General features: G+C 44.7%; 13 protein-coding genes. 4 read left to right on the top strand and 9 right to left on the bottom strand.

Features of this window, described 5'->3' with window-relative positions:
- Positions 1 to 212 precede the first annotated feature (212 nt).
- Genes B2Z67_RS07895 through B2Z67_RS07885 form a run of 3 tightly spaced genes read left to right on the top strand, consistent with a single transcriptional unit; the run spans position 213 to position 5,072 of the window.
- Positions 213 to 2,564: a TonB-dependent receptor gene (locus B2Z67_RS07895; RefSeq protein WP_291529277.1), complete on the top strand. Its 2,352-nt coding sequence runs from the start codon at positions 213 to 215 to the stop codon at positions 2,562 to 2,564.
- 7 nt (positions 2,565 to 2,571) lie between these two features.
- Positions 2,572 to 4,296 carry a histidine kinase gene (locus tag B2Z67_RS07890; RefSeq protein ID WP_291529276.1) on the top strand — a complete coding sequence of 575 codons (1,725 nt, stop codon included), beginning with the start codon at positions 2,572 to 2,574 and terminating at the stop codon, positions 4,294 to 4,296.
- Positions 4,293 to 5,072, top strand: coding sequence for a LytR/AlgR family response regulator transcription factor (locus B2Z67_RS07885; protein WP_291529275.1), 780 nt, complete (start codon positions 4,293 to 4,295; stop codon positions 5,070 to 5,072). Before B2Z67_RS07890 ends, B2Z67_RS07885 begins: the two co-directional genes overlap by 4 nt.
- A 24-nt stretch (positions 5,073 to 5,096) precedes the next feature.
- Here the strand turns inward: B2Z67_RS07885 and B2Z67_RS07880 are convergent, their stop codons facing one another.
- Positions 5,097 to 6,065: a diacylglycerol/lipid kinase family protein gene (locus B2Z67_RS07880; RefSeq protein WP_291529274.1), complete on the bottom strand. Its 969-nt coding sequence runs from the start codon at positions 6,063 to 6,065 to the stop codon at positions 5,097 to 5,099.
- 211 nt (positions 6,066 to 6,276) lie between these two features.
- On the opposite strand from B2Z67_RS07880, the gene spt reads away from it, so the two are divergent.
- Positions 6,277 to 7,464, top strand: coding sequence for a serine palmitoyltransferase (gene spt / locus B2Z67_RS07875; protein WP_291529273.1), 1,188 nt, complete (start codon positions 6,277 to 6,279; stop codon positions 7,462 to 7,464).
- 344 nt (positions 7,465 to 7,808) lie between these two features.
- Here the strand turns inward: spt and B2Z67_RS07870 are convergent, their stop codons facing one another.
- The 8 genes from B2Z67_RS07870 to B2Z67_RS07835 all read right to left on the bottom strand — a co-directional run bounded on the left by B2Z67_RS07870 (position 7,809) and on the right by B2Z67_RS07835 (position 20,118).
- On the bottom strand, positions 7,809 to 8,945 hold the full coding sequence (locus tag B2Z67_RS07870; RefSeq protein ID WP_414630791.1) for an ABC transporter permease: 1,137 nt from the start codon (positions 8,943 to 8,945) through the stop codon (positions 7,809 to 7,811).
- A gap of 47 nt (positions 8,946 to 8,992) precedes the next feature.
- The gene (locus tag B2Z67_RS07865; protein ID WP_291529271.1) at positions 8,993 to 10,096 is read right to left on the bottom strand and encodes an ABC transporter permease; all 1,104 of its coding nucleotides are present in this window, start codon (positions 10,094 to 10,096) and stop codon (positions 8,993 to 8,995) included.
- A gap of 23 nt (positions 10,097 to 10,119) precedes the next feature.
- On the bottom strand, positions 10,120 to 11,580 hold the full coding sequence (locus B2Z67_RS07860; RefSeq protein ID WP_291529270.1) for an ATP-binding cassette domain-containing protein: 1,461 nt from the start codon (positions 11,578 to 11,580) through the stop codon (positions 10,120 to 10,122).
- Positions 11,562 to 12,470, bottom strand: coding sequence for an HlyD family secretion protein (locus B2Z67_RS07855; RefSeq protein WP_291529269.1), 909 nt, complete (start codon positions 12,468 to 12,470; stop codon positions 11,562 to 11,564). The genes B2Z67_RS07860 and B2Z67_RS07855 overlap by 19 nt, the downstream gene beginning before the upstream one ends.
- A 128-nt stretch (positions 12,471 to 12,598) precedes the next feature.
- On the bottom strand, positions 12,599 to 13,987 hold the full coding sequence (locus tag B2Z67_RS07850) for a TolC family protein (protein WP_291529268.1): 1,389 nt from the start codon (positions 13,985 to 13,987) through the stop codon (positions 12,599 to 12,601).
- 439 nt (positions 13,988 to 14,426) lie between these two features.
- Positions 14,427 to 17,546, bottom strand: a complete 3,120-nt coding sequence (locus B2Z67_RS07845) for an ATP-binding protein (protein WP_291529267.1) — start codon at positions 17,544 to 17,546, stop codon at positions 14,427 to 14,429.
- 797 nt (positions 17,547 to 18,343) lie between these two features.
- Positions 18,344 to 19,678 (bottom strand): L-fucose:H+ symporter permease, encoded by a 1,335-nt coding sequence (gene fucP, locus B2Z67_RS07840; RefSeq protein ID WP_291529266.1) that lies wholly within the window; start codon positions 19,676 to 19,678, stop codon positions 18,344 to 18,346.
- A 38-nt stretch (positions 19,679 to 19,716) separates the two neighbouring features.
- Positions 19,717 to 20,118: an L-rhamnose mutarotase gene (locus B2Z67_RS07835; RefSeq protein ID WP_291529265.1), complete on the bottom strand. Its 402-nt coding sequence runs from the start codon at positions 20,116 to 20,118 to the stop codon at positions 19,717 to 19,719.
- Positions 20,119 to 20,337: the final 219 nt, after the last annotated feature.

Raw genomic sequence — 20,337 nt, 5'->3', positions numbered from 1 at the left:
GAGACGAATGAAACCGTCCCGTGAGACGAATGAAACCGTCTCGTGGGATGAAAAAATTCGTCCCACGGGATGAATGTATTTGCCGCCATGAATAATGCAGGTAAGAGGTAGAAAGGTATTTTAGTCGAAAAACTAAGGCATTTGGTCTAAAAAAGGTCGATACGCATTGCGCTTCTCTCTACTTTTGCCGCATCAATTAAATAAAAAAAGATATGCGAAAACTGATTTTAAGTGTAATAATGATTATCGGATTATTCACAGAAGTGGCGGCACAATCGTGCGGAACTATACGAGGAGTTGTTGTGGATGCGGCATCGGGACAAACCTTGCCTTATGTTAATGTGGTGGTACTGAATAGCAATCCTTTCGTGGGTGTAACAACCGGTGAACAGGGAACTTTCAACCTCCCTTCATTACCGATTGGACGCTACAATATTCAAGCTTCCTTTGTGGGATACGAGCCGGCAACAATCCGTGAAGTAATGGTATCGTCTGCTAAGGAAGTGATACTGGAGATTTCGATGAAAGAAAGCCTGACGGAGTTGAAAGAAGTGGTGGTACGGCCGAAAACAAACAAAGAAGCACCCCTCAACCCGATGGCGCTGGCAGGAGCGCGGATGCTCAGCGTGGAAGAGGCAAGCCGCTATGCAGGCGGTCTTGACGACCCTGCACGCCTGGTTGCCTCATTTGCAGGCGCAGCCGGAGATGTAACGAGCAACAGCATTGCCATACGCGGCAACTCGCCCCAATCCCTGCAATGGCGGCTGGAAGGCGTCGAAATACCCAATCCGAGCCACTACCCCGAAATAGGCGGAGTGGGTGGCGGTATCCTTACAGCCTTCAGCTCGCAAGTATTGGGTAATTCGGATTTCTTTGCGGGAGCGTTTCCGGCGGAATACGGCAATGCGCTTTCCGGTGTATTCGATATGATGCTGCGTAACGGTAATAACCAGCAATACGAACATACCGCCCAATTGGGTACACTCGGCGTGGAGTTTGCTTCCGAAGGACCTTTTAAAAAAGGAGGACGTGCCTCTTACCTCTTCAACTACCGCTACTCTACAATGGCGCTGGCAGGAGATATCGTAGGAGGTAGTCTCAAAGAGGTTTCAGGCATGCGCTATCAGGACTTGTCCTTCAAAATCAACATCCCTACAAAGAAAGCAGGAACTTTTTCATTATGGGGCATCGGCACTAACGACCGTTATCTGGAACCGCTGCCGGACAATACGGCCGACCACGAATATCTTCTCGAAGAATCAAGAACCCGCCAGTATATGGGTGTAGCAGGATTGGGGCATAAAATATTCCTCGATGGAAATACCTATCTGAAATCTACTTTGGCGGCCACTTATTCCGAGAATCATGCCATGCTCGACCGTTTCGACCGCGATGGCAAGAATCCCAAAAGGACGCTCGATATGCTGGACAAGAACACGAACCTTGTTCTTCACTCGTATCTGAATAAGAAATTCAACGCCCGCCATACCAACCGTACAGGTATCACGCTGACCGGTTTGCTATATGACGATAACTACAACATGGTAGAAGACTTTCCTTACGGCAATATTCCGATGATGAACTTTGCCAACTCTAACGGAAGCAGTATGCTGATATCCGCCTTCAGCCAATCGTCCTATCAGTTCAGTGACCGGTTCCTTGCCGAGTTGGGAGTGAACGCGCAATATTTTGCACTCAACAAAGAATGGACAGTGGAACCTCGCGCCTCTATTCGTTGGCAGGCAGCCCCGCGCCATGCGCTTGCCCTGGCGGTAGGAGCACACAGCCGGCACGAACGGCTTGACTATTATTTCGTTACCACGCCCGAAACAGGCGACCGTCCGGTAAACAAAGACCTTGACTTAGCCAAGGCATATCATGCCGTACTGAGTTATGATTGGAAGGTGTCGGACAATATACATTTCAAGGTTGAGCCTTACTTCCAGTACCTCTACGATGTGCCGGTAATACCCGGAACCGGCATTTCCATTATCAACCAAACCGATTTTTATATGAACAAACAGTTGATAAATAACGGCAAAGGCCGTAACTTTGGCGTCGACTTCACTCTTGAACGTTACCTGAAAGACGGTTACTATTACATGCTGACGGCTTCCGTTTTCGATTCCAAGTATCGTGGAGATGACGGCATTTGGCGCAACACCCGTTACAATCGCCGTTTTCTGGTAAATGCGCTGGGTGGAAAAGAATGGATGATGGGAAAAAACAAACAGAATGTATTAGGTGTAAACCTGCGGGTGAATCTGATGGGAGGTACTTATTATACACCCATCGACGAAGCGGCATCGCTGGCCGAACAACGCCCCATCGAGGATGAAAACCGCATGATGGGTAGCAGGAATCCTGCGTCTGTTGTTGTTCATGCAACGGTGAACTACAAGATTAACAAACCGGGACTGACACACGAGTTCGGCGCCAAGATGATTAACGTAACCGGTAGTAAGGAGTACTTCGGCTTCGACTATAACTACCAGACCAATGAGATGGATAGAACAACGGCCTCTGTAGGCATACCAAATATATATTATAAAATTTCGTTCTGACAATAACATGAAACGGAAACGGTTGATATATCATAGTTTACTTCTTGTGATATTGGGTTTTATCTCCTTAGGGATAACATCCCCAATATCGCCGGAAGGGCTACAGGTAGCCCACGAGCTACTAATTGCGACGGTGATTGCAATTGTCTCGGCATTTTATATCGGCATAATGCTGAACATCCATGTATTGGTTCCCCGCCTGCTGCTCCGCAACCGTTTTATAGCTTATGTACTTTCGCTGCTGGCTATTATCCTGGTTATTCTTGCCGTAGAAGTTGGTTCTGAATATATAATAGTCAACCGTTATCATTTGCTGAACGAAAAATTCTGGTACTTCTCGGATGATAGTCTTTTGATTTTCGAACTGATATCTCCTCTTACCGCCTATCTCATCAGTATAGCAGGCACGGCGTTGTTCATCCTCCTGCACCTTTGGCAAGAGTCGGGCACAAAGATACACGACCTGGAAAAAGAAAACACGCGGAGCGTATTGAAAGAAGTCAGGACGCGAATTGATTCCAAAGCCCTGTTCAATACGCTTGATGAGGCAGTTACACTTGTCAGGCAATCGCCATCGGAGGTTTCCGCCCTGTTGATGGACTTAAGCAAATCGCTCCGCATGCAACTCTACGAAAGCGATCACAAACAGAATACATTACCGCCGGAATTACCCGGACAAACATTCGACTTCTCGTCGCCTGTACTTAATTTCCTGACGGAGAAACGTTGGCATTGGTGGCGGCATCTGTTACTGATAACAGGGTTTCTACTGATTTCAATAGACAACCTTGACGGTACTTGGTCATCGGTACTGAGGCTTCTGTCATCTTCGCTTGTTTACCTCTCACTGGTATATTTCAATATCTATGTGTTAATGCCGAGATTGCTGATGAAGAACAAGATAAGGACTTACCTGGCAACGATGGCTTTGTCGATACTTGTTGCCGTTATACCTGTACAACTGACCTATTTCTCGGACATCTTCAGTAGTTACGGAGACTTCTCGATATGGATTAATATTCTCTTCACCATCTCCACTGTCATTAAGCTCTGTTTCCCGATAATCGGTGTAAATGCTTTCCTGGTTTTTCTGTATTGGGTGAAGAACGAAAGGCGGATAATCAAGCTCGAAACGGCTACCATGCTATCGGAACTGGAGCAACTCCAAAGCCAGGTGAATCCGCATTTTCTGTTTAATATGCTCAACAATGTAATTGTTCTTACAAAGACAAACCCTGATGAAGCAGCGGTTGTTCTCCGTAAATTGAGCGATATGCTGAAGTATCAGTTTCACGGTTTCACCAAGCAAATCATTCGACTTGCCGATGATATCCGTTTCCTGACCGACTACCTGAACCTCGAAAAGCTGCGGCGTGACAACTTCGAGTTCAGCATTACGACGGACAATGATGTAGAAGATATCTCCTTGCCTCCCCTGTTGTTGATTCCCTTTGTGGAGAATGCCGTGAAGCACAATAACGACAACCGTAACCTCTCCTTTGTGCGGTTGCGCTTTGACTTGGAAAACGATGTGTTTTGTTTCGAGTGCATTAACTCCAAGCCGCTTCGCCGGATGCGCAAAGATGAGGTTGGCGGACTGGGACTTCCCAATGTACGCCGCCGCCTCGACTTGTTGTACGGCAACCGGCACCGACTGGAGATAACCGAGAATGACGCCACTTATTCTGTACGATTAAAGATAGAATTGAAAAACGAAAGATATAAAAGATGAACCGAGAACAAGAAGAAAGCTCGAATTGCCGAGGCGCGAAGAAGGAAAACGTAGTTAACTGCATTATCATTGACGACGAGCCACTGGGGCGCGAAGCTGTCCGGCTGTTGGTGAATGACGTCCCAATGCTGAATCTACTGGGTAGCTTCGGCGATGCAGAATCGGCAAACGATTTCCTGTCCGCCCATCCCGTCGATTTGGTATTCCTCGACATCCGCATGCCCGGCACGGACGGGATTACCTTTGCACACACCATCAAAGGGAATACACTCGTGATATTCACCACCGCCTACCCCGAATATGCGGTGGACAGTTACGAACTCGATGCAGTGGACTACTTGCTGAAACCCATTGAACCGGTACGCTTCCAGAAAGCAGTGAACAAAGTATCGGACTACCTGCAACTGTTGCAGAACAAACCCCGAGAAAGCAGCATCGAGACTGTTACGCAGGAATACATCTTTGTGAAAGCAGACCGGCGGTATTTCAAAATTATGTTCCGCGATATCCTTTTCATCGAAGGCTTGAAAGATTATGTTGTTATCCAGACCGGCAGTCAGAGAATCATTACCAATACCACAATGAAAGCGATTCAGGAACGGCTTCCGCAGGAGATATTCCTGCGCACCAACAAGTCGTACATCGTAAACCTGGAGAAAATAGACTCTTTCGATGTGAACGACATTTATATAGATACGTACGAACTGGCTATCGGCAGCCGCTACAGGGACAGCTTCATGGAGAGGTTCGTAAAGTCAATACTCCATAAAACATAAGCAAGCCCATCGGCCACCAACTACTTACTGCCAATACTTCAACTGCTTCAATCCGTTGATATAATCCTGCGCCCGTTGCAATACATTGATAGAGCTTTTTCCGGCATAACGGGGAACAATGACTTGCAACCCTTTCCGGATAATCTCTACATCAATGTTTTCTCCCATCATCATTGGGTCACCGTCAAAGTGTACTACTCCCGGTTTAGCCCGATGAATGCGCAGAGTTTGACAACGGAAAGTCTTGATGCGGCTGTTTTGGTCAATGGTTTTATTGAATAATTGGAAAGATAACGCCGGCACGTCCAGTACGGTGAAGGGTTCAAGAATGGTTACGTCCAGCAAACCGTCCGTCAGCATGGCCTGAGGAGTTATGTAAGCGTTGTTACCATATTGCGAGGCATTACCGCAGGCTATCAGGAAAGCCTTATATTTTAATGTACTGTCTTCGGTTTCCAGTTCGTAAGTCTCAGGTTCATACTTCAGACTTTCCAGCAAAGTCTTTTCCATATATGTAAGAGGTCCTCTCTTGCCCGCCTTTGCAAACTGCAAGCTGACAAACGCATCAAATCCTACGCCACATGTACAGAAGAAAGGCACCTCATTTATCTTTCCGTAATCAATAACATCAGCCACCCCTTTGTTGATGATATCAATAGCCTTTTTCGGCTCCATCGAAATTTGAAGGTGACGAGCCAGGCCATTACCCGAACCGCAGGGAATAATACCCAGCTTTGTGTTCGTATGTACCAGCGAACGTGCTATTTCGTTAATAGTGCCGTCTCCACCGATAGCAACAACAGCATAGACTTCTTCCTTGACCTTTTGTGCGGCAATTTCCACAGCATGGCCGGCATATTCGGTATATATTACTTCCCAAATGTATTTCTCCTTATCCAGTTTCTGCTCAAGATGATGAATAATCTGCTCTTTACCTTGCGTACCGGACTTTGGATTTATCAGGAATGATATTTTCTTCTTTTCTTCATTCATGTGTAACGGATGTTTCACTACGCAATTTTGTAATTGGCAAAAATAATATAAATACTTGAAATTATAACCATAGTACGCCTCATAATCCTTGAATGAGTATATTTTTTGGCAAAAATAGAGTATCTAATAACTTATTTTGCTATCTTTGCCCCCTGTTTTCAATGCTTATAATTTAATAGTTAAATATTTCATACTATATAAACAACATTTCATGGGATTACTACAAGACAAATTGGAGAAATACGACTTGCCACAACAATTTATGGCAATGGGTGTATATCCCTATTTCCGCACAATTGACAGTCATCAGGACACTGAGGTACTGATGGATGGTAAAAAAGTGCTAATGTTCGGTTCCAATGCTTATACGGGACTGACTTACGATAGACGAATTATAGAAGCTGCGAAAGCTGCTACTGATAAATACGGCACAGGCTGTGCAGGCTCCCGTCTATTAAATGGAACACTCGACATACATGTAGAGTTAGAGAAAGAATTGGCTGAGTTTGTCGGAAAGGACGAAGCCCTTTGTTTTTCTACCGGATTTACAGTAAATGAAGGGGTTATTCCGCAATTGACCGGACGCAATGATTATATTATCTGTGACGACCGTGTACACGCTTCCATTGTTGACGGACGCCGCTTATCTTTCTCCACCCAGTTGAAATATAAGCATAACGACATGGCCGAATTGGAAAAGGAACTCCAGAAATGCGCTCCGGATGCCATCAAATTGATTGTTGTGGACAGTGTCTTTTCTATGGAAGGCGACCTTGCCAATCTGCCGGAAATTGTCCGTTTGAAGAAGAAATACAATGCCAGTATCATGGTAGATGAAGCGCACGGTTTGGGCGTATTCGGGAAACAGGGGCGTGGCGTTTGTGATTACTTTGGGGTGACGGAAGATATTGACCTGATTATGGGTACATTCAGCAAATCGTTGGCCTCTATCGGCGGTTTTGTAGCCGGCGACTCCAGTGTTATTAACTGGCTGCGCCACAATGCCCGTTCGTACATATTCCAGGCAAGTAATACGCCTGCCGCCACGGCTGCCGCGCGCGAGGCATTACATATTATCAAGACTGAACCGGAACGTCAGGAACGTCTATGGGATATCACCAACTATGCACTGAAGAGTTTCCGGGAAGCCGGTTTCGAAATAGGTGAAACGGAATCCCCTATCATTCCGCTGTATGTACGTGATACTGAAAAAACGTTCATCGTTACTAAGATGGCATTTGATGAAGGTATCTTTATTAATCCGGTTATTCCACCCGCTTGCGCTCCGCAAGACACATTGGTACGTGTGGCATTGATGGCTACACACACCAAAGAACAGGTAGACTATGCTGTTGATAAATTGACAAAATGCTTCCGGGAGTTGGGAGTGGTTGAGTAGTATTTCCTTATACTAAAATAACAAGGCGAAAGGATTGTGTTGTAAGATACACAATTCTTTCGCCTTTTTTAATGGCTTTATCCGAATCTCCCGAAACTTCCGGTACATGATTTTCTGCATTGAAGAATGTAATTCTGCCAATTCACCCTGCGGAGTAGCCCAAACTACTTAGTAGTAATGCCTCAACTACTTAGTGGTAGTTGGTCAATTACTACGTAGTAGTTGGGTAACTACTAGTAGGTAGTTGAGACACTACTACATAGTAAATTCAAATAGTATTTAGAGAGATGGGATGTAACTCGTGTACCGGATGTTTCGGATGAACCGCTCATCTGAAACATCCTTTAGTTACTCTTTTTATAACTTCTCACAGCCCATAGGTTAAAGAAAACAGCAAAGGCAAACAGGACTCCTAATCGGGAAAACAAATCACTAAAGCCGCCACCACGTAAATAAATGGTACGCATTACTTCTACAAAGTATTTTAACGGGTTAAAAGATGCAATTTGTTGAGCCCAATTCGGCATACTATGTATAGGTGTGAACAGGCCACTCATTAGTATAAGAATCAGCATGAAAAACCACATAACAAACATGGCTTGTTGCAATGTAGCGGAATGGTTGGATATCACTAAGCCCAAACCGGATACGACAAATATAAATACTACTGCAAACAAATAAATAGTTATAAAATCTCCAACAGGTAAAATCCCGTAAAGCAACCAGGCAAGAAGGAAACAGAGAGTAAGCACTATGATGCCTATCAGCCAGTAGGGTATTAATTTCGCAAGAATAAATGTAAATTTGGAAACAGGAGTTACATTGATTTGCTCAATAGTTCCAACCTCTTTCTCGCCGACAATGTTAAGGGCAGGAAGAAAACCGCAAATCATTGTCAGTAGCATAACCATTAATGCCGGCACCATGAACAGCTTGTAATTCAGATGCGGATTGAACAGGTTATGGGTCGTGATATCCACTTTGGGAAGCATTCTGCCGGTATTTACTATGCGCAAGGGGGACTCCGTTTGCTCTGTGTACTCAGAAGACGTTGCTTTTGATACACGTGCAGGAGATTCTGTTTGCAATTCGCGGGTATAGTCGTTGATGATAGAAGAAAGGTAAACGCTTCCTAATCCGCCTTTGGTTCCGTTCACGGCATTGGCTGCAATAAGCAGGTGCGGGCTTCTGCCGTTAACCCAGTCTTTTTCAAAATCACGGGGAATCTCTAAGATGATATCTGCTGTCCCCACTTCTATGGCTTGTAATGCTTCTTTATAGCTGTCAGGAAGATCGATTGTCCGGAAATAAGTGGATGCTCCGATTTTATCTGTCAGACGCCTGGAAAGAACGCTATGGTCGTTATCCACAATATTCAAGTTGATATTATTTATCTCCAGATTTGCCGCCCAAGGCATCAGTATCATAATCATGCAAGGAAAGATCAGAATGAGTCTTGGTAAGAATGGATTACGCAGCATCTGCTTGAATTCTTTTTCTATCAGGAACTTTATCATACACTACTCTCCTATTCTAAACGGTTTTTAAACTTCTTGAAACTGACGGTTATCAACACAATTGCCATAATGGCAAGAATGCTGATTTCAGTCAGGACAAGCGAAATGTCCACTCCTTCAATCATCAGTTTACGTACAGCTTGGATATACCAGCGGGCAGGAAGTACGGCTGAGATACCTTGCAACAGAAGAGGCATGCTCTCAATGGGAAATATCATGCCTGAAAGCAACATGGTAGGCATCATCAGTATTAGCCCCGACGCAAGCATGGCAGCTACTTGCGTCCGCATCAGGGAAGAAATAAGCAATCCGAGCGACAGGGAAACAAAAATAAAGAGTAACGACACCACTATGAGCCAAAGTAAGCTGCCTGCCACAGGTACGTTGAGCATATAAACGGAAAGCAGCAGGATAGTTGTAAGGTTGACAAACGACAATACAAAATAAGGTACTGCCTTTGAAAGAATGAAAAACAACGGTTTCACCGGCGATACCAGCAAAACTTCCATAGTTCCTGTTTCTTTTTCGCGGACAATGGATATGGAGGTCATCATGGCGCAAATCAGCATAAGGATAAGTCCCATTACTCCCGGAACAAAGTTATATGCGCTCTTCATTTGCGGATTATAAAGCAGTTTCACTTCGGGAACAATGGCAGACGCCTGCACTCCCGGCGGAAGCATCTCGCGTCCGGCAGCGGACAGGATATTGGCGGCATATCCTGCCTGTGTGGTAGCAATATTCGGGTCAGTAGCGTCGCAAATCAGTTGGACACGGGCGTCACCGGTATAAAGATGGTTAGCAAATTGTTCGCTGAAGACGATTGCCATGTCTATATCTCCTTTTCTGAAACAGGCTTCTATCTCCTCCCGGGTATGCAGGTAACAGGTGACGGAGAAATATTCACCGGCAGCCATACGGTCAATGATGCGGCGGGTAACGATGTCGTTCGACGGGTCGAGAACGGCTAACCGCACATTCTTTACTTCCGTGGTGATAGCGAAACCGAAAAGGATAATCTGCACAATGGGCATACCCAGCAGTATCAGCATGGTACGCCGGTCACGGAAAATGTGGAAGAATTCCTTTCGGACGAATGCTATAAATTGTTTCATTGTTTGTTTCCTTTTTGCTGTTTTCAATCTGCTGTACGTACAGCCTGACGCGCCAATTGCTGGAAGACATCGTCCATTGTGGCGGCATGAAACTGCCGTTTAAGTTCGTCGGGCGTATCAAGGGCGTGGATAACGCCGTCCACCATGATGGAAATCCGGTCGCAATACTCCGCTTCGTCCATAAAGTGTGTGGTGACGAAAACGGTGATGCCACGGTCGGCAGCTTGGTAGATAAGTTCCCAGAACTGACGCCGGGTAGCAGGGTCTACACCTCCTGTCGGTTCATCCAGGAATACAATCTTGGGGTTGTGAAAGATGGAAACGGAGAAGGCAAGCCTCTGTTTCCAACCCAGTGGCAGGCTCTTTACCAAGGTGTTGCGTTCGGCATTCAGTCCAATCCTATTGAGGAGTTCGTCGGTTCTGGGCGCTATTTCATTCTCCGGTATTCCATATATTCCGGCAAACAAACGGATATTTTCCCAAACCTTGAGGTCTTCGTACAGAGAGAACTTCTGGCTCATATAGCCGATGTTCTTCTTGATTTCTTCTGTCTGGGTAGAAATGTCGAAACCGGCAACGCGCGCTTTGCCCTCTGTCGGGCGGCTTAGACCGGTGAGTATGCGCATGGCTGTGGTTTTTCCGGCGCCATTAGCTCCGAGGAAGCCGAATATCTCGCCACGATGAACACGGAAAGAGATGTGGTCGACGGCAGTGAAGTTACCAAAACATTTGGTAAGGTTTTCAACTTCAATGACATATTCTTCCTGCCGGCCGGCTTTGTCGTGTTGCAATCCGGATGGAGAAAGGATATCGGCAAATTGCTGCAATATGCGGTCGGGAGTATCTATGCCATGTATTTGACCCTGGTTGATGAAAGCTATGCGGTCGCATTGGCGGGCTTCCTGAATGATGGGCGTTGAGACTATGATAGTGATGCCTTGCGTTTTCAGCCGGTGGAGCATTTCCCAGAACTCTTTGCGTGAAACGGGGTCTACGCCGGTAGTAGGTTCATCGAGGAAGAGGACGTCTGGCTTATGAATAAGCGCACAACTTAACGCAAGTTTTTGTTTCATTCCTCCGGACAGCGCGCCGGCACGACGTTTCCGGAAAGGTTCTATCTGATGATAAATGTCTTTCACCAAGTCGTAATTTTCTTCTATAGAAGTATGGAAGACAGTGGCGAAGAAGTTTAGGTTTTCTTCCACCGTCAAGTCCTGATACAAGGAGAACCGTCCGGGCATATAGCCTATGCGGTGACGGATGGCTTTATAATCGCGTACCACGTCTAATCCGCAGACGGAAGCGGTTCCGCTACCGGGCATCAGTAGCGTGGTAAGGATGCGGAAGAGAGAGGTCTTCCCTGCTCCATCGGGGCCGATGATGCCGAAGAGTTCGCCGGGAAGTACGGTCAGGGAAACGCCTTTCAGGGCTTCGACATTGCCGTAACTCTTGGTGACGCCATTCACTATAACTGCGTGTTCCATTTTACACCTCCGTACATTCCGATTTTCAGTAACCCGTCGTTCTTTACAACTATTTTCACGGCATATACCAGATTGGCACGTTCATTCTTGGTCAGAATCGTTTTAGGAGTAAACTCCGAAGTATCTGAAATCCACGTGACAACTCCCGGATACTGCTTATGCTCATCTGTACCATAATCAGAATAGACGGTTACTTGCTGCCCCAACTTCACTTGAGAGAGTTGTTCGGAAGTAATGTAAGCCCGGAGATACATTTGTTCCGTATCTGCAATCTTAAATAACGGAGTGCCTACGGCTGTCAGTTCTCCTGCTTCGGCATATTTGGCAAGTATGGTTCCGGTTATCGGAGAGATAATGTGGCACTTCTTCAGCAAATCTTCCACTTGGGCAACCTGGATACTGACGGATGAACTTTGCCACGTCAGGCTCTGGTGGCTGTTGGACAATGTAGAGTTTTGCGCTGCAAGCTGTTTACGGAGCACTTCAAGCCGGTCTTCGGCATCGTCCAATTGTTTCTGATTGGCGGCGCCTGCTTTCAGCAGATTTGCCACACGGTTACGCTCGCGTTCGGCAGCAGATATTTGTTCGCGGGTGGCGGCCACTTGTTTTACGATGTCAGGTCGTTGCTCTTCTACGGACTTGACGCCGGCTTGCAGTTGCAGTTTCTTCAAATAGAGCTGTACGGTGTCCACGACACCAACTTCCTGACCCGCTTTCAGTAACGTTCCTTCTTCTACGTTGAAGTGGAGCAAACGACCGGATGCTTCGGCTGAAACAAGGATTTCGGTGGTTTCAAATGTACCTGTGGCATCGTACTTCGGGGTATTGTCGCTGCAAGCGGTTAGAAAGAAGATCAGGGAACAGAGTCCCGGCAAATTCATTAGTTTCATGATATATGATATATTAAGTTTTGCATCTATCCATCATTCAAAATTGCGAAGCTCCGCTCCGCTAAATTCTTATTTATAATGCAAACTGTTTTTGTTTGTATGTTACTGAACTAAGTAGATGTTCATAATTAATTATTCAATGTATGCTTTAACTGCCAGATATTCATCAGCAGTTGTACGTAGTGCAATGCTTTGGTTTGGCGCGCCATGTTCTCGGCAGTAATCTCACGGAGCATGTCAGTCACGGTCAGTGTACCGTTTGCTACTTTCGCTTCGGCCGCTTTACGGATATTGACCCGCAGGCGGATTATTTCATCATCATCCGCCATCTGTCTGCGCATGGAAAGTATGGCTGCGTTCTGTTGGGTAGATTGCAAATGGGTGTTGAACAGGAATACACTACGGCTGGTGTCTAATTGCCGGCGGTTGTTGTCTATCAGTTTGCGGTCATTGCGCAAAGTGTACAGGCTGCCGAAGTTCCATGACATGCGAACGCCGGCTATATAGTATGTAGTGAAATTACCTTTCAGCATATTCAATCCCGGATTGCCGTAAGCTCCCTGTACAAACAACCCGAGGCGGGGACGTATGCGTGCGTTCAGTGCGGACTCCTGTACATTCAGTTGCTCGCTCCGGGCGTCGAACCAGCGGAGTTCGGGACGGTTGTTCGGAAGAGATTCCGAAGGAGCCAAGTTGTGCGGGGATATAGAGGAGTTATCCGGAGAGATGAGGGAGTCATCCGGGAGGATATGAAGACTGTCTGAGGAGACAGGATAGTAGTGTGAGGAGATTAAGTATCCCTCTGAGGATATGGGATTGTACGCGGGTTCCTGCAATGTGGTTCCGGGAGTAATCGTTTCACCTATAAATATAGAAAGCATATTTATATACGCCTGCCGTAAAGATTCCAGTTCTATACGTTTCTGGCGTGTATTCAGTATCTCTACGCTCACGGCATCCAAATCGCTCTGATTAGCGATACCGTTTGCCATGTAATTGGAAATCTGTTTGTGGGTGCGCTCCAAATCTTCTTGCAGAAGCCGGTTTTGGTTTAGCTGTTCGTCCAGCAGCAGGATGCTGAAGTAAACTTGGTTCACTTGTTCATTCAGTGCGTACATATCCGTATGTTGTTTCTCACGATCTGCTTCCGAGGTAGCCCGTATCAATTGCTTCTTCGAGTGGATGTCTCCGCCGTCATAGAGACTTTGCGAAACTTCGAGCATAATCTGATATTGGTCTTTGGGCATACCTTTTATATCCATGCCCGGTATGTCCACCGGAAGTTTGGTTACGTCACTCTGATAGGTTGCCTTGCCTGAGAGAGTGAATTGCGGCAGATATCCCTTTCCGGCGTTTTCGAGATTGTACTCCCGTGCTTTCTCTATCAGGTTGTATTGCCGCATCAGCGGATAGTTATCCTGTGTCTTTTGCCTGCAGAACTCCAGAGTAAGCTGGGCATGCGCCAATGTGAAAGCAAGCAGGAGAATAAAAGAAAGAGTAGTTCGCTTCATATTCATATCTGTTCTTTTAGCTGTTTTTAAGTACTTCGCCACAATTAGTTTGTAATATAAATGAGAATTTAGCGAAGAATGGATACGCGGACGACACGGATTAAACGGACGAACGCGGTTTTTTTTCTTAAATAATAATTTAGCGGTATGCGGATTAACAAGAGTATCTCTGTCAGCGAAGCTAATAGAGATAGTCCGCGTTCGTCCGCTTATTCCGTGTCGTCCGCGTACCCATTTCCACCTAAATTCTCATTTATGACAAGACACTTATGAATAATGCAGGTTAGCACTGCCTTGAACATAGAAGCACAGAGTTCTTTTCTTTTATAGAACACAGAGGCACAGAGTTTTTTCTCTGCGACGTAGTCGCCCTCTCTGTGTCTCTGTGACTCTGTGTTCAAGCATAAATTCTCATTTATATTACAAACTAATTGTGACGGGATACTTATAACAATATAATACGCTTCTGCATAATATCCGTTAACTGCGCCTTCAGCTGTTTCGCGTTAATAGGCTTTGGCATATAACCATCGAAACCGCTTGCCATAACCTTCTGCTCGTCCGAAGCATAGGCAAAGGCTGTAACAGCGATGATAGGAACCTTATTTGAGAGATTGCGGATTTTCCGGGTAGCTTCATAACCATCCATAACAGGCATATTGATATCCATCAAAATGATTTGCGGACTGTATTCCTTGAACAATTCTACGGCTTCCATACCATCCCAGGCATGTACCAGATGATAATCAGACCTTAGGATAGATTCAAACAGCTTGTAATTACTTTCATTATCCTCCGCAATAAGAATCGTCAACTTGTCCTTATTAACTACGATAGGTGGCACATACTCCGGTACTTTCACTACATCCGCTTCCATCGCCGTTTTGTAGGGAAGTGTGAACCAGAACGTGGAACCTTTTCCTTCCTCCGATTCAACTCCGATTTTGCCATCCATGTGGTCTATTAGCGTTTTGCAGATTGAAAGGCCTAATCCTGTTCCCTGTACAAAAGTATTCAGCTTCACAAAACGGTTGAAGATGTCCTTTTGCTTATCCTTGGGAATACCGCATCCGGTATCTGATACATAGAAATACAAATTCTCTCCCCTCAATTCGTAGCCAAAACGAATACTTCCTTCTTCAGTAAACTTAATGGCATTATTCACCAGGTTGATAAATAATTGGGATAATCTGTTCTTCTCCGTATATGCTATACATGGTTCTGAGGGGGTTACGACCTCCAGCTTCACTACATTCGACTTTAATCTCAATTGGAAGTTAGATTCCAATCCTTTTATAAATTCATTCAGTTCCACATTGGAGTATTGGAAATCCAAAGTCCCCGCTTCAATCTTCGATAAATCAAGGATATCGCTGACTAATTGCAGCAATAGAGTATTGTTGTTCTCAATGATATTGACGTATTCCTGCTTCTCCTGTTCTTCTTCGATAGATGCCAGTATGCCCGAAAATCCCACGATAGCATTCAACGGAGTACGGATTTCGTGACTCATATTAGCCAGGAAAGCTGATTTCAATCTGTTGGATTCTTCCGCCCGGTCTTTGGCTGTGGTCAGTTCCTGCTCCATCTTCTTCCGGTTGGTGATAAGCAGGGATGACCCCACCAATGTTAAGGGTTTCCCGTCTTCGTCGCGGGTTTCAACAACGGCGCGCGCTTCTACCCAATCTATTTTGCACTGGTTATTTCGTTGTACGTTGACTATGCGATATTCTTCTTTCACTTTTTCGGCTCGCCCTTCTATCAAATCCTGATATGCCTGTTCCACCCGTATGCGGTCTTCTTTGAATATCTTGGAGAAGTATGCCGACTCGGGTACAGCCAACTGGGTCTCTTCTACGTTTCTACCGTGTACACTTAACTCAACCAACTTATTGACGTCACACAGAATGGTCTTGTTCTGCAAATCCCACTTCCAGGGAACGATATTGGCTACTTCAAGAGTCATTGTGAGCTTATTGTTGGTAGCACTCAGTTTTTGCTGGGCTTTGTGTAGTTCCGTACTGTTCAAAAGAAAAATATCAATCATGTTGTCATGATTCGTATTTTTGAGTACTACATCATAGAAGGTATTAATGGACTTGAAGTAATAAGGGAATATTATAGCTCTGTTCTCAGACACTGCTATCTTGATGAAGTTCATGAAGTCCGGCGTAGATTCCGGGAAAACATCACTGCTCTTTTTACCGATAATATCTTCTCTGCGATAGAAGTTCTTCTCAAACTCCGAATTTACATTGCGGACAATCAAGTCAACAGGATTGCCGTCGTTATCCATTACCAATTCTTCCCTCAGATAGAGCATGGGCATGTTGTTCACCAGCGTTTTGTAGCTGTTTATCATGTCTATCTCTTTTTGTTGCGCCTCCCTCAATGCATGTAAATTGCGAATGCGATAGAGAAAGAACGAGGTTAGCAGCAGGATGGCTATAAGAGTACCTATGATAAAGTACCGGTATTTTTCAAGAAATGTGGGAGGCTTATTCAAGAAGTATGTTCCTTCTGGACAAAGGGATGGGGAAAGTTCTTTTTTAATCAGTACTTCATAGTTTATGATGGGCTTTCCGTCCATAGGGATATAGCATGGGATATAACGCGCCTGTTTACCTTCAAATATATCCGCAATGACTTGAATCAACCTTTCATTGTAACGCTTTTGTTCATATCCGTATCCGCCTACCACGCTTTCTTCCTCGCTCTCTAAATTTATAAAATCAAGAGCAAACATGGGAGTAGAAGCGGTGGTGATGACTTTATGGGAGTTAGCAGATATTAAAGTGTTACCGGCAAAGGGGTATTTGTAGAACCATGAACCGAATAATACTCCTGTTGTTTGGGTATTGACATAATATAATGAATCCAGTAACTGATTTGTGGTTATATTGCCGGAAGACAATAGCTGGTATTGGAGATCCGGATAGTTTTTTTCCAATTCTTCTTTTATAAGAGCATCTATTTCCTTGTTGATTTGCCGTTCGTCGCCGATATAAATCAACTTTTTCATATCCGGAAGCATCTGACGCATTAACTGGATATTCTCTTTCAGATAAAAGTCGGCATATAGATAAACCATGTTATAAGGGTCGACCAGTTCGGAAAGAGGAATCCGATCGGCAGGCTTAATAGCTGACTTTTGGATATAGACTTCCCGTGGGCCTACATAATTGTCTTGCGTACAGAGTATAATAGGAATATCTCCCCAGACTTTTCTATACTCGTCTCGCAACAACAGTGCAGAGTTTCCCAATAAGACTAACATGTGAGGAGCATGTTCCGCGTATTTACTAAAGAGATTGTCCTTGAACTCTTCCAGAATTTCTTCACTATCAATCAGCAACATATTCATGTGCTCTGCGTAGAGGGTACTGTTAGGGTCTACCCGCAGATATTCCGTTATTCCGGAAATCACCATAGAACTCCACGGAGAGGAGTCTGTATATGAGTCAATACATAGAATATATTCTTTTTCATCTATAACTTCCTTTTGCGCAAAAACATTATTTATAGATAAAAGAAATAGAAAGAATAATATAAATAGTTTTTTCATTAGTATAAATTATATAGTATATATTACTAAAACCCTTTGCGGAGCAAAAATAGGTGAAATGAGCGGAAAAAACAATTATATGATAACTAAAAATCAGGAAATTCTTAAAAAATGCTTTTGGGTATCATCCATAGTTTAGGGTGATTAATAGTAGTATCTCTATTAGCTTCGCTGAATAAGTTATTTGGTAATAAGTATGCGGATAAGCATAACAGCAATCGTAGCTGTCAGAATGTCATTTTGTATTTTCTGTATGCTTTAGAATGCGATATTTCCGTCCGAAGACAGGGGCGGTTGGAAATACGGAAGTGAAAATCCGTATCTTGCTGACAGATAGTGCGATATCGAAATACGTACATCTCTAAAAAAATTGCGGAATCCTCTTCCGAAGAGTTTTTTAACGGTTTATTCTCGTCGGACTTATGCGGTTTTCGCAAGGGATATATACGGTTCGTATGTAACACTTGCTTCCTGCGCAAACAACACAAGTGATACATACGCACGGGATATATGCCGTACGCGCACAATATATATGTGGTTCGCACAGGAAGCAAATAGTTATTGCATAACTTCTGTATATCGACTGCGATTTATACGGAATATCCGTATATATATTCAAAACTTCGTATCTGTAGCTTCTATTTCTCCTTCTTTTGCAGAAAGACGTGTCAGCAAAAAAACGTCTTAGCTATCTTTTTACTAATAGAGACAGCTAAGACGTTACATATTGCTAATTCAATGGTGTGTTTGTCGTATCTTTAACTCCTATAATATGAGCAATGCAGATGTATCTCAGGCTACGGTTGCATCTTCTGTATCTTTTCCCTGCTGTACGACCGGTGTCCGTAGATTACAATTACCACGAAGCAAATGAGCGGAAGGATAAACGACAGGTTCACCGCCGGCATACCAAGCAATGTATTACAGTCAATAATACCGGCTTGAACCGGTGGCAATACCGAACCGCCCAAGATAGCCATAATAAGTCCGGCAGCACCAAACTTGGCATCATCGCCCAGTCCTTGCAAAGCTATACCGTAAATCGTCGGGAACATTAAAGACATGCAGGCAGATACTCCTACCAGGCAATACATTCCGTAGATGTTCTGGAATCCTATTACGCCGGCTGTGAAGAAGCAAGCCGCAATTGCCAATACTTTCAGCAACAACCCCGGACTGAGGTAACGCAGAATGAACGTACATATAAAACGGCTGGCACAGAAAATAATCATCGCCACAATATTATATTGTTGCGAAAGTACCTCCGCAGCCTTCTCGCCCATACCCTGAGACATGAACAGGCGCGTGCCATACTGAATAACGAATGTCCAGCACATAATCTGCGCCCCTACATAAAAGAATTGCGCGATCACTCCTTCGCGATAATGACGGATACTGAATATGCGCTTCAGCGTGGGCAGGAAGTTAATGCTGTGGGATTGGTCGCCATTCTTCGGCATTTTCACAGCATAAATAAGTATCAGCATCACGGTGATAACAAGTCCGATTATAAGATAAGGAGCAATCAGTGTCATCAAGTCGGAGTCGCGCACAGCAATAAACTCAGCGTCCGAAAGTTGGCTGCGTTCCGCGGTATCCATTGGATTCAGGCGGTTCTGTATAAAGTTCATCGCCACATACATGCCCAGTAAGGAACCCATAGGATTAAAGGACTGCGCCAGGTTCAGGCGGCGGGTGGAGGTAGCCTCGTCTCCCATAGAGAGGATATAAGGATTACAGCTCGTTTCCAGGAACGACAGACCGCACGTCAGGATGAAATACGCAATCAGGAAAGGATAGTAATTCCCCGTCAACATAGCCGGATAGAACAGGAACGCACCTATGGCATACAGTCCCAATCCCAACAATACGCCTGCCTTGTAAGAGTATTTGCGGATAAATATAGCTGCCGGAAATGCCATAGCGAAGTAACCGCCATAGAATGCCACCTGCACCAGTGCACCGTCCGTAACACTCATACGGAAAATCTTGGAAAAGGCTTTCACCATCGGGTTCGTGATATCGTTGGCAAAGCCCCACAAGGCAAAGCAACTGGTGATAAGGATGAATGGAATAAGGTAACTGACTCCGTCTTTGCTGATAATGCTGTTCTTTTTAGTGTTCTTTTTCATGATATTCATTGTTCTTTTGTATATTCTTCATGTATTTGTTATTCTTTGTCCGGCTCGTACAAGTGGAAGATACGCTCCATCGGTAGCCACTTCTCGGCGGCGGTGGAACCGGGTTTCACAAGCTGGAATATGGCCATGTAGTCTTCCCACTCTTGTTGGCGGGGCAGGTTGGCGAGTTGTTCCATTGCTGCGTCCCAGTCGAGACCGGCAGGTATATCGACTATCATGAATAAGCGGGTGTCCAGAAGATAAATCTCCATTTCCAGAATACCGACTTCACGAATACCGGCAGGTACCTCAGGCCAGATAGCTTCACGACTATGCCGGCGGCGATATTCGGCTATCAGTTCTGGATTGTCACGAAGATCCAATGTCCGGCAAATACGTTCTGTCGGCTGGTTATGTTCCTTATTAGGGTAACGTTTGATTGATGTGCTCATAGTTATAAAATGAAATGCAAATGATTAATATGCAAATAAATATAGATTTCCGCAGATATGAAAGAGATGCAGGATGTTTTTTTATGTGCTTATCCGCATTCTTACTACTAAATGAGAATTTATCACAGTGATTGGTGTTTAGTGATACTCTTGCTAAACAATCACTAAACCTTAAGTAGCTGTTCATAATTAGTTCATACTATGAATGATAATATAGCG

It is taken from the genome of Bacteroides sp. UBA939, from assembly GCF_002293435.1.
Lineage (GTDB): Bacteria > Bacteroidota > Bacteroidia > Bacteroidales > Bacteroidaceae > Bacteroides.
Note: the sequence above shows the minus strand (reverse complement) of the source record. Positions and strands in the feature narration are given on the sequence as shown.

Excerpts from the sequence above, each read along its gene's own strand:
- B2Z67_RS07870 (WP_414630791.1), bottom strand. The coding sequence starts at position 8,945 with ATGCTGCGTAATCCATTCTTACCAAGACTCATTCTGATCTTTCCTTGC.
- B2Z67_RS07860 (WP_291529270.1), bottom strand. The coding sequence starts at position 11,580 with ATGGAACACGCAGTTATAGTGAATGGCGTCACCAAGAGTTACGGCAAT.
- spt (WP_291529273.1), top strand. The coding sequence starts at position 6,277 with ATGGGATTACTACAAGACAAATTGGAGAAATACGACTTGCCACAACAA.
- B2Z67_RS07865 (WP_291529271.1), bottom strand. The coding sequence starts at position 10,096 with ATGAAACAATTTATAGCATTCGTCCGAAAGGAATTCTTCCACATTTTC.
- B2Z67_RS07855 (WP_291529269.1), bottom strand. The coding sequence starts at position 12,470 with ATGAAACTAATGAATTTGCCGGGACTCTGTTCCCTGATCTTCTTTCTA.
- B2Z67_RS07890 (WP_291529276.1), top strand. The coding sequence starts at position 2,572 with ATGAAACGGAAACGGTTGATATATCATAGTTTACTTCTTGTGATATTG.
- B2Z67_RS07895 (WP_291529277.1), top strand. The coding sequence starts at position 213 with ATGCGAAAACTGATTTTAAGTGTAATAATGATTATCGGATTATTCACA.
- B2Z67_RS07845 (WP_291529267.1), bottom strand. The coding sequence starts at position 17,546 with ATGAAAAAACTATTTATATTATTCTTTCTATTTCTTTTATCTATAAAT.
- B2Z67_RS07885 (WP_291529275.1), top strand. The coding sequence starts at position 4,293 with ATGAACCGAGAACAAGAAGAAAGCTCGAATTGCCGAGGCGCGAAGAAG.
- B2Z67_RS07850 (WP_291529268.1), bottom strand. The coding sequence starts at position 13,987 with ATGAATATGAAGCGAACTACTCTTTCTTTTATTCTCCTGCTTGCTTTC.
- B2Z67_RS07835 (WP_291529265.1), bottom strand. The coding sequence starts at position 20,118 with ATGAGCACATCAATCAAACGTTACCCTAATAAGGAACATAACCAGCCG.
- B2Z67_RS07880 (WP_291529274.1), bottom strand. The coding sequence starts at position 6,065 with ATGAATGAAGAAAAGAAGAAAATATCATTCCTGATAAATCCAAAGTCC.
- fucP (WP_291529266.1), bottom strand. The coding sequence starts at position 19,678 with ATGAAAAAGAACACTAAAAAGAACAGCATTATCAGCAAAGACGGAGTC.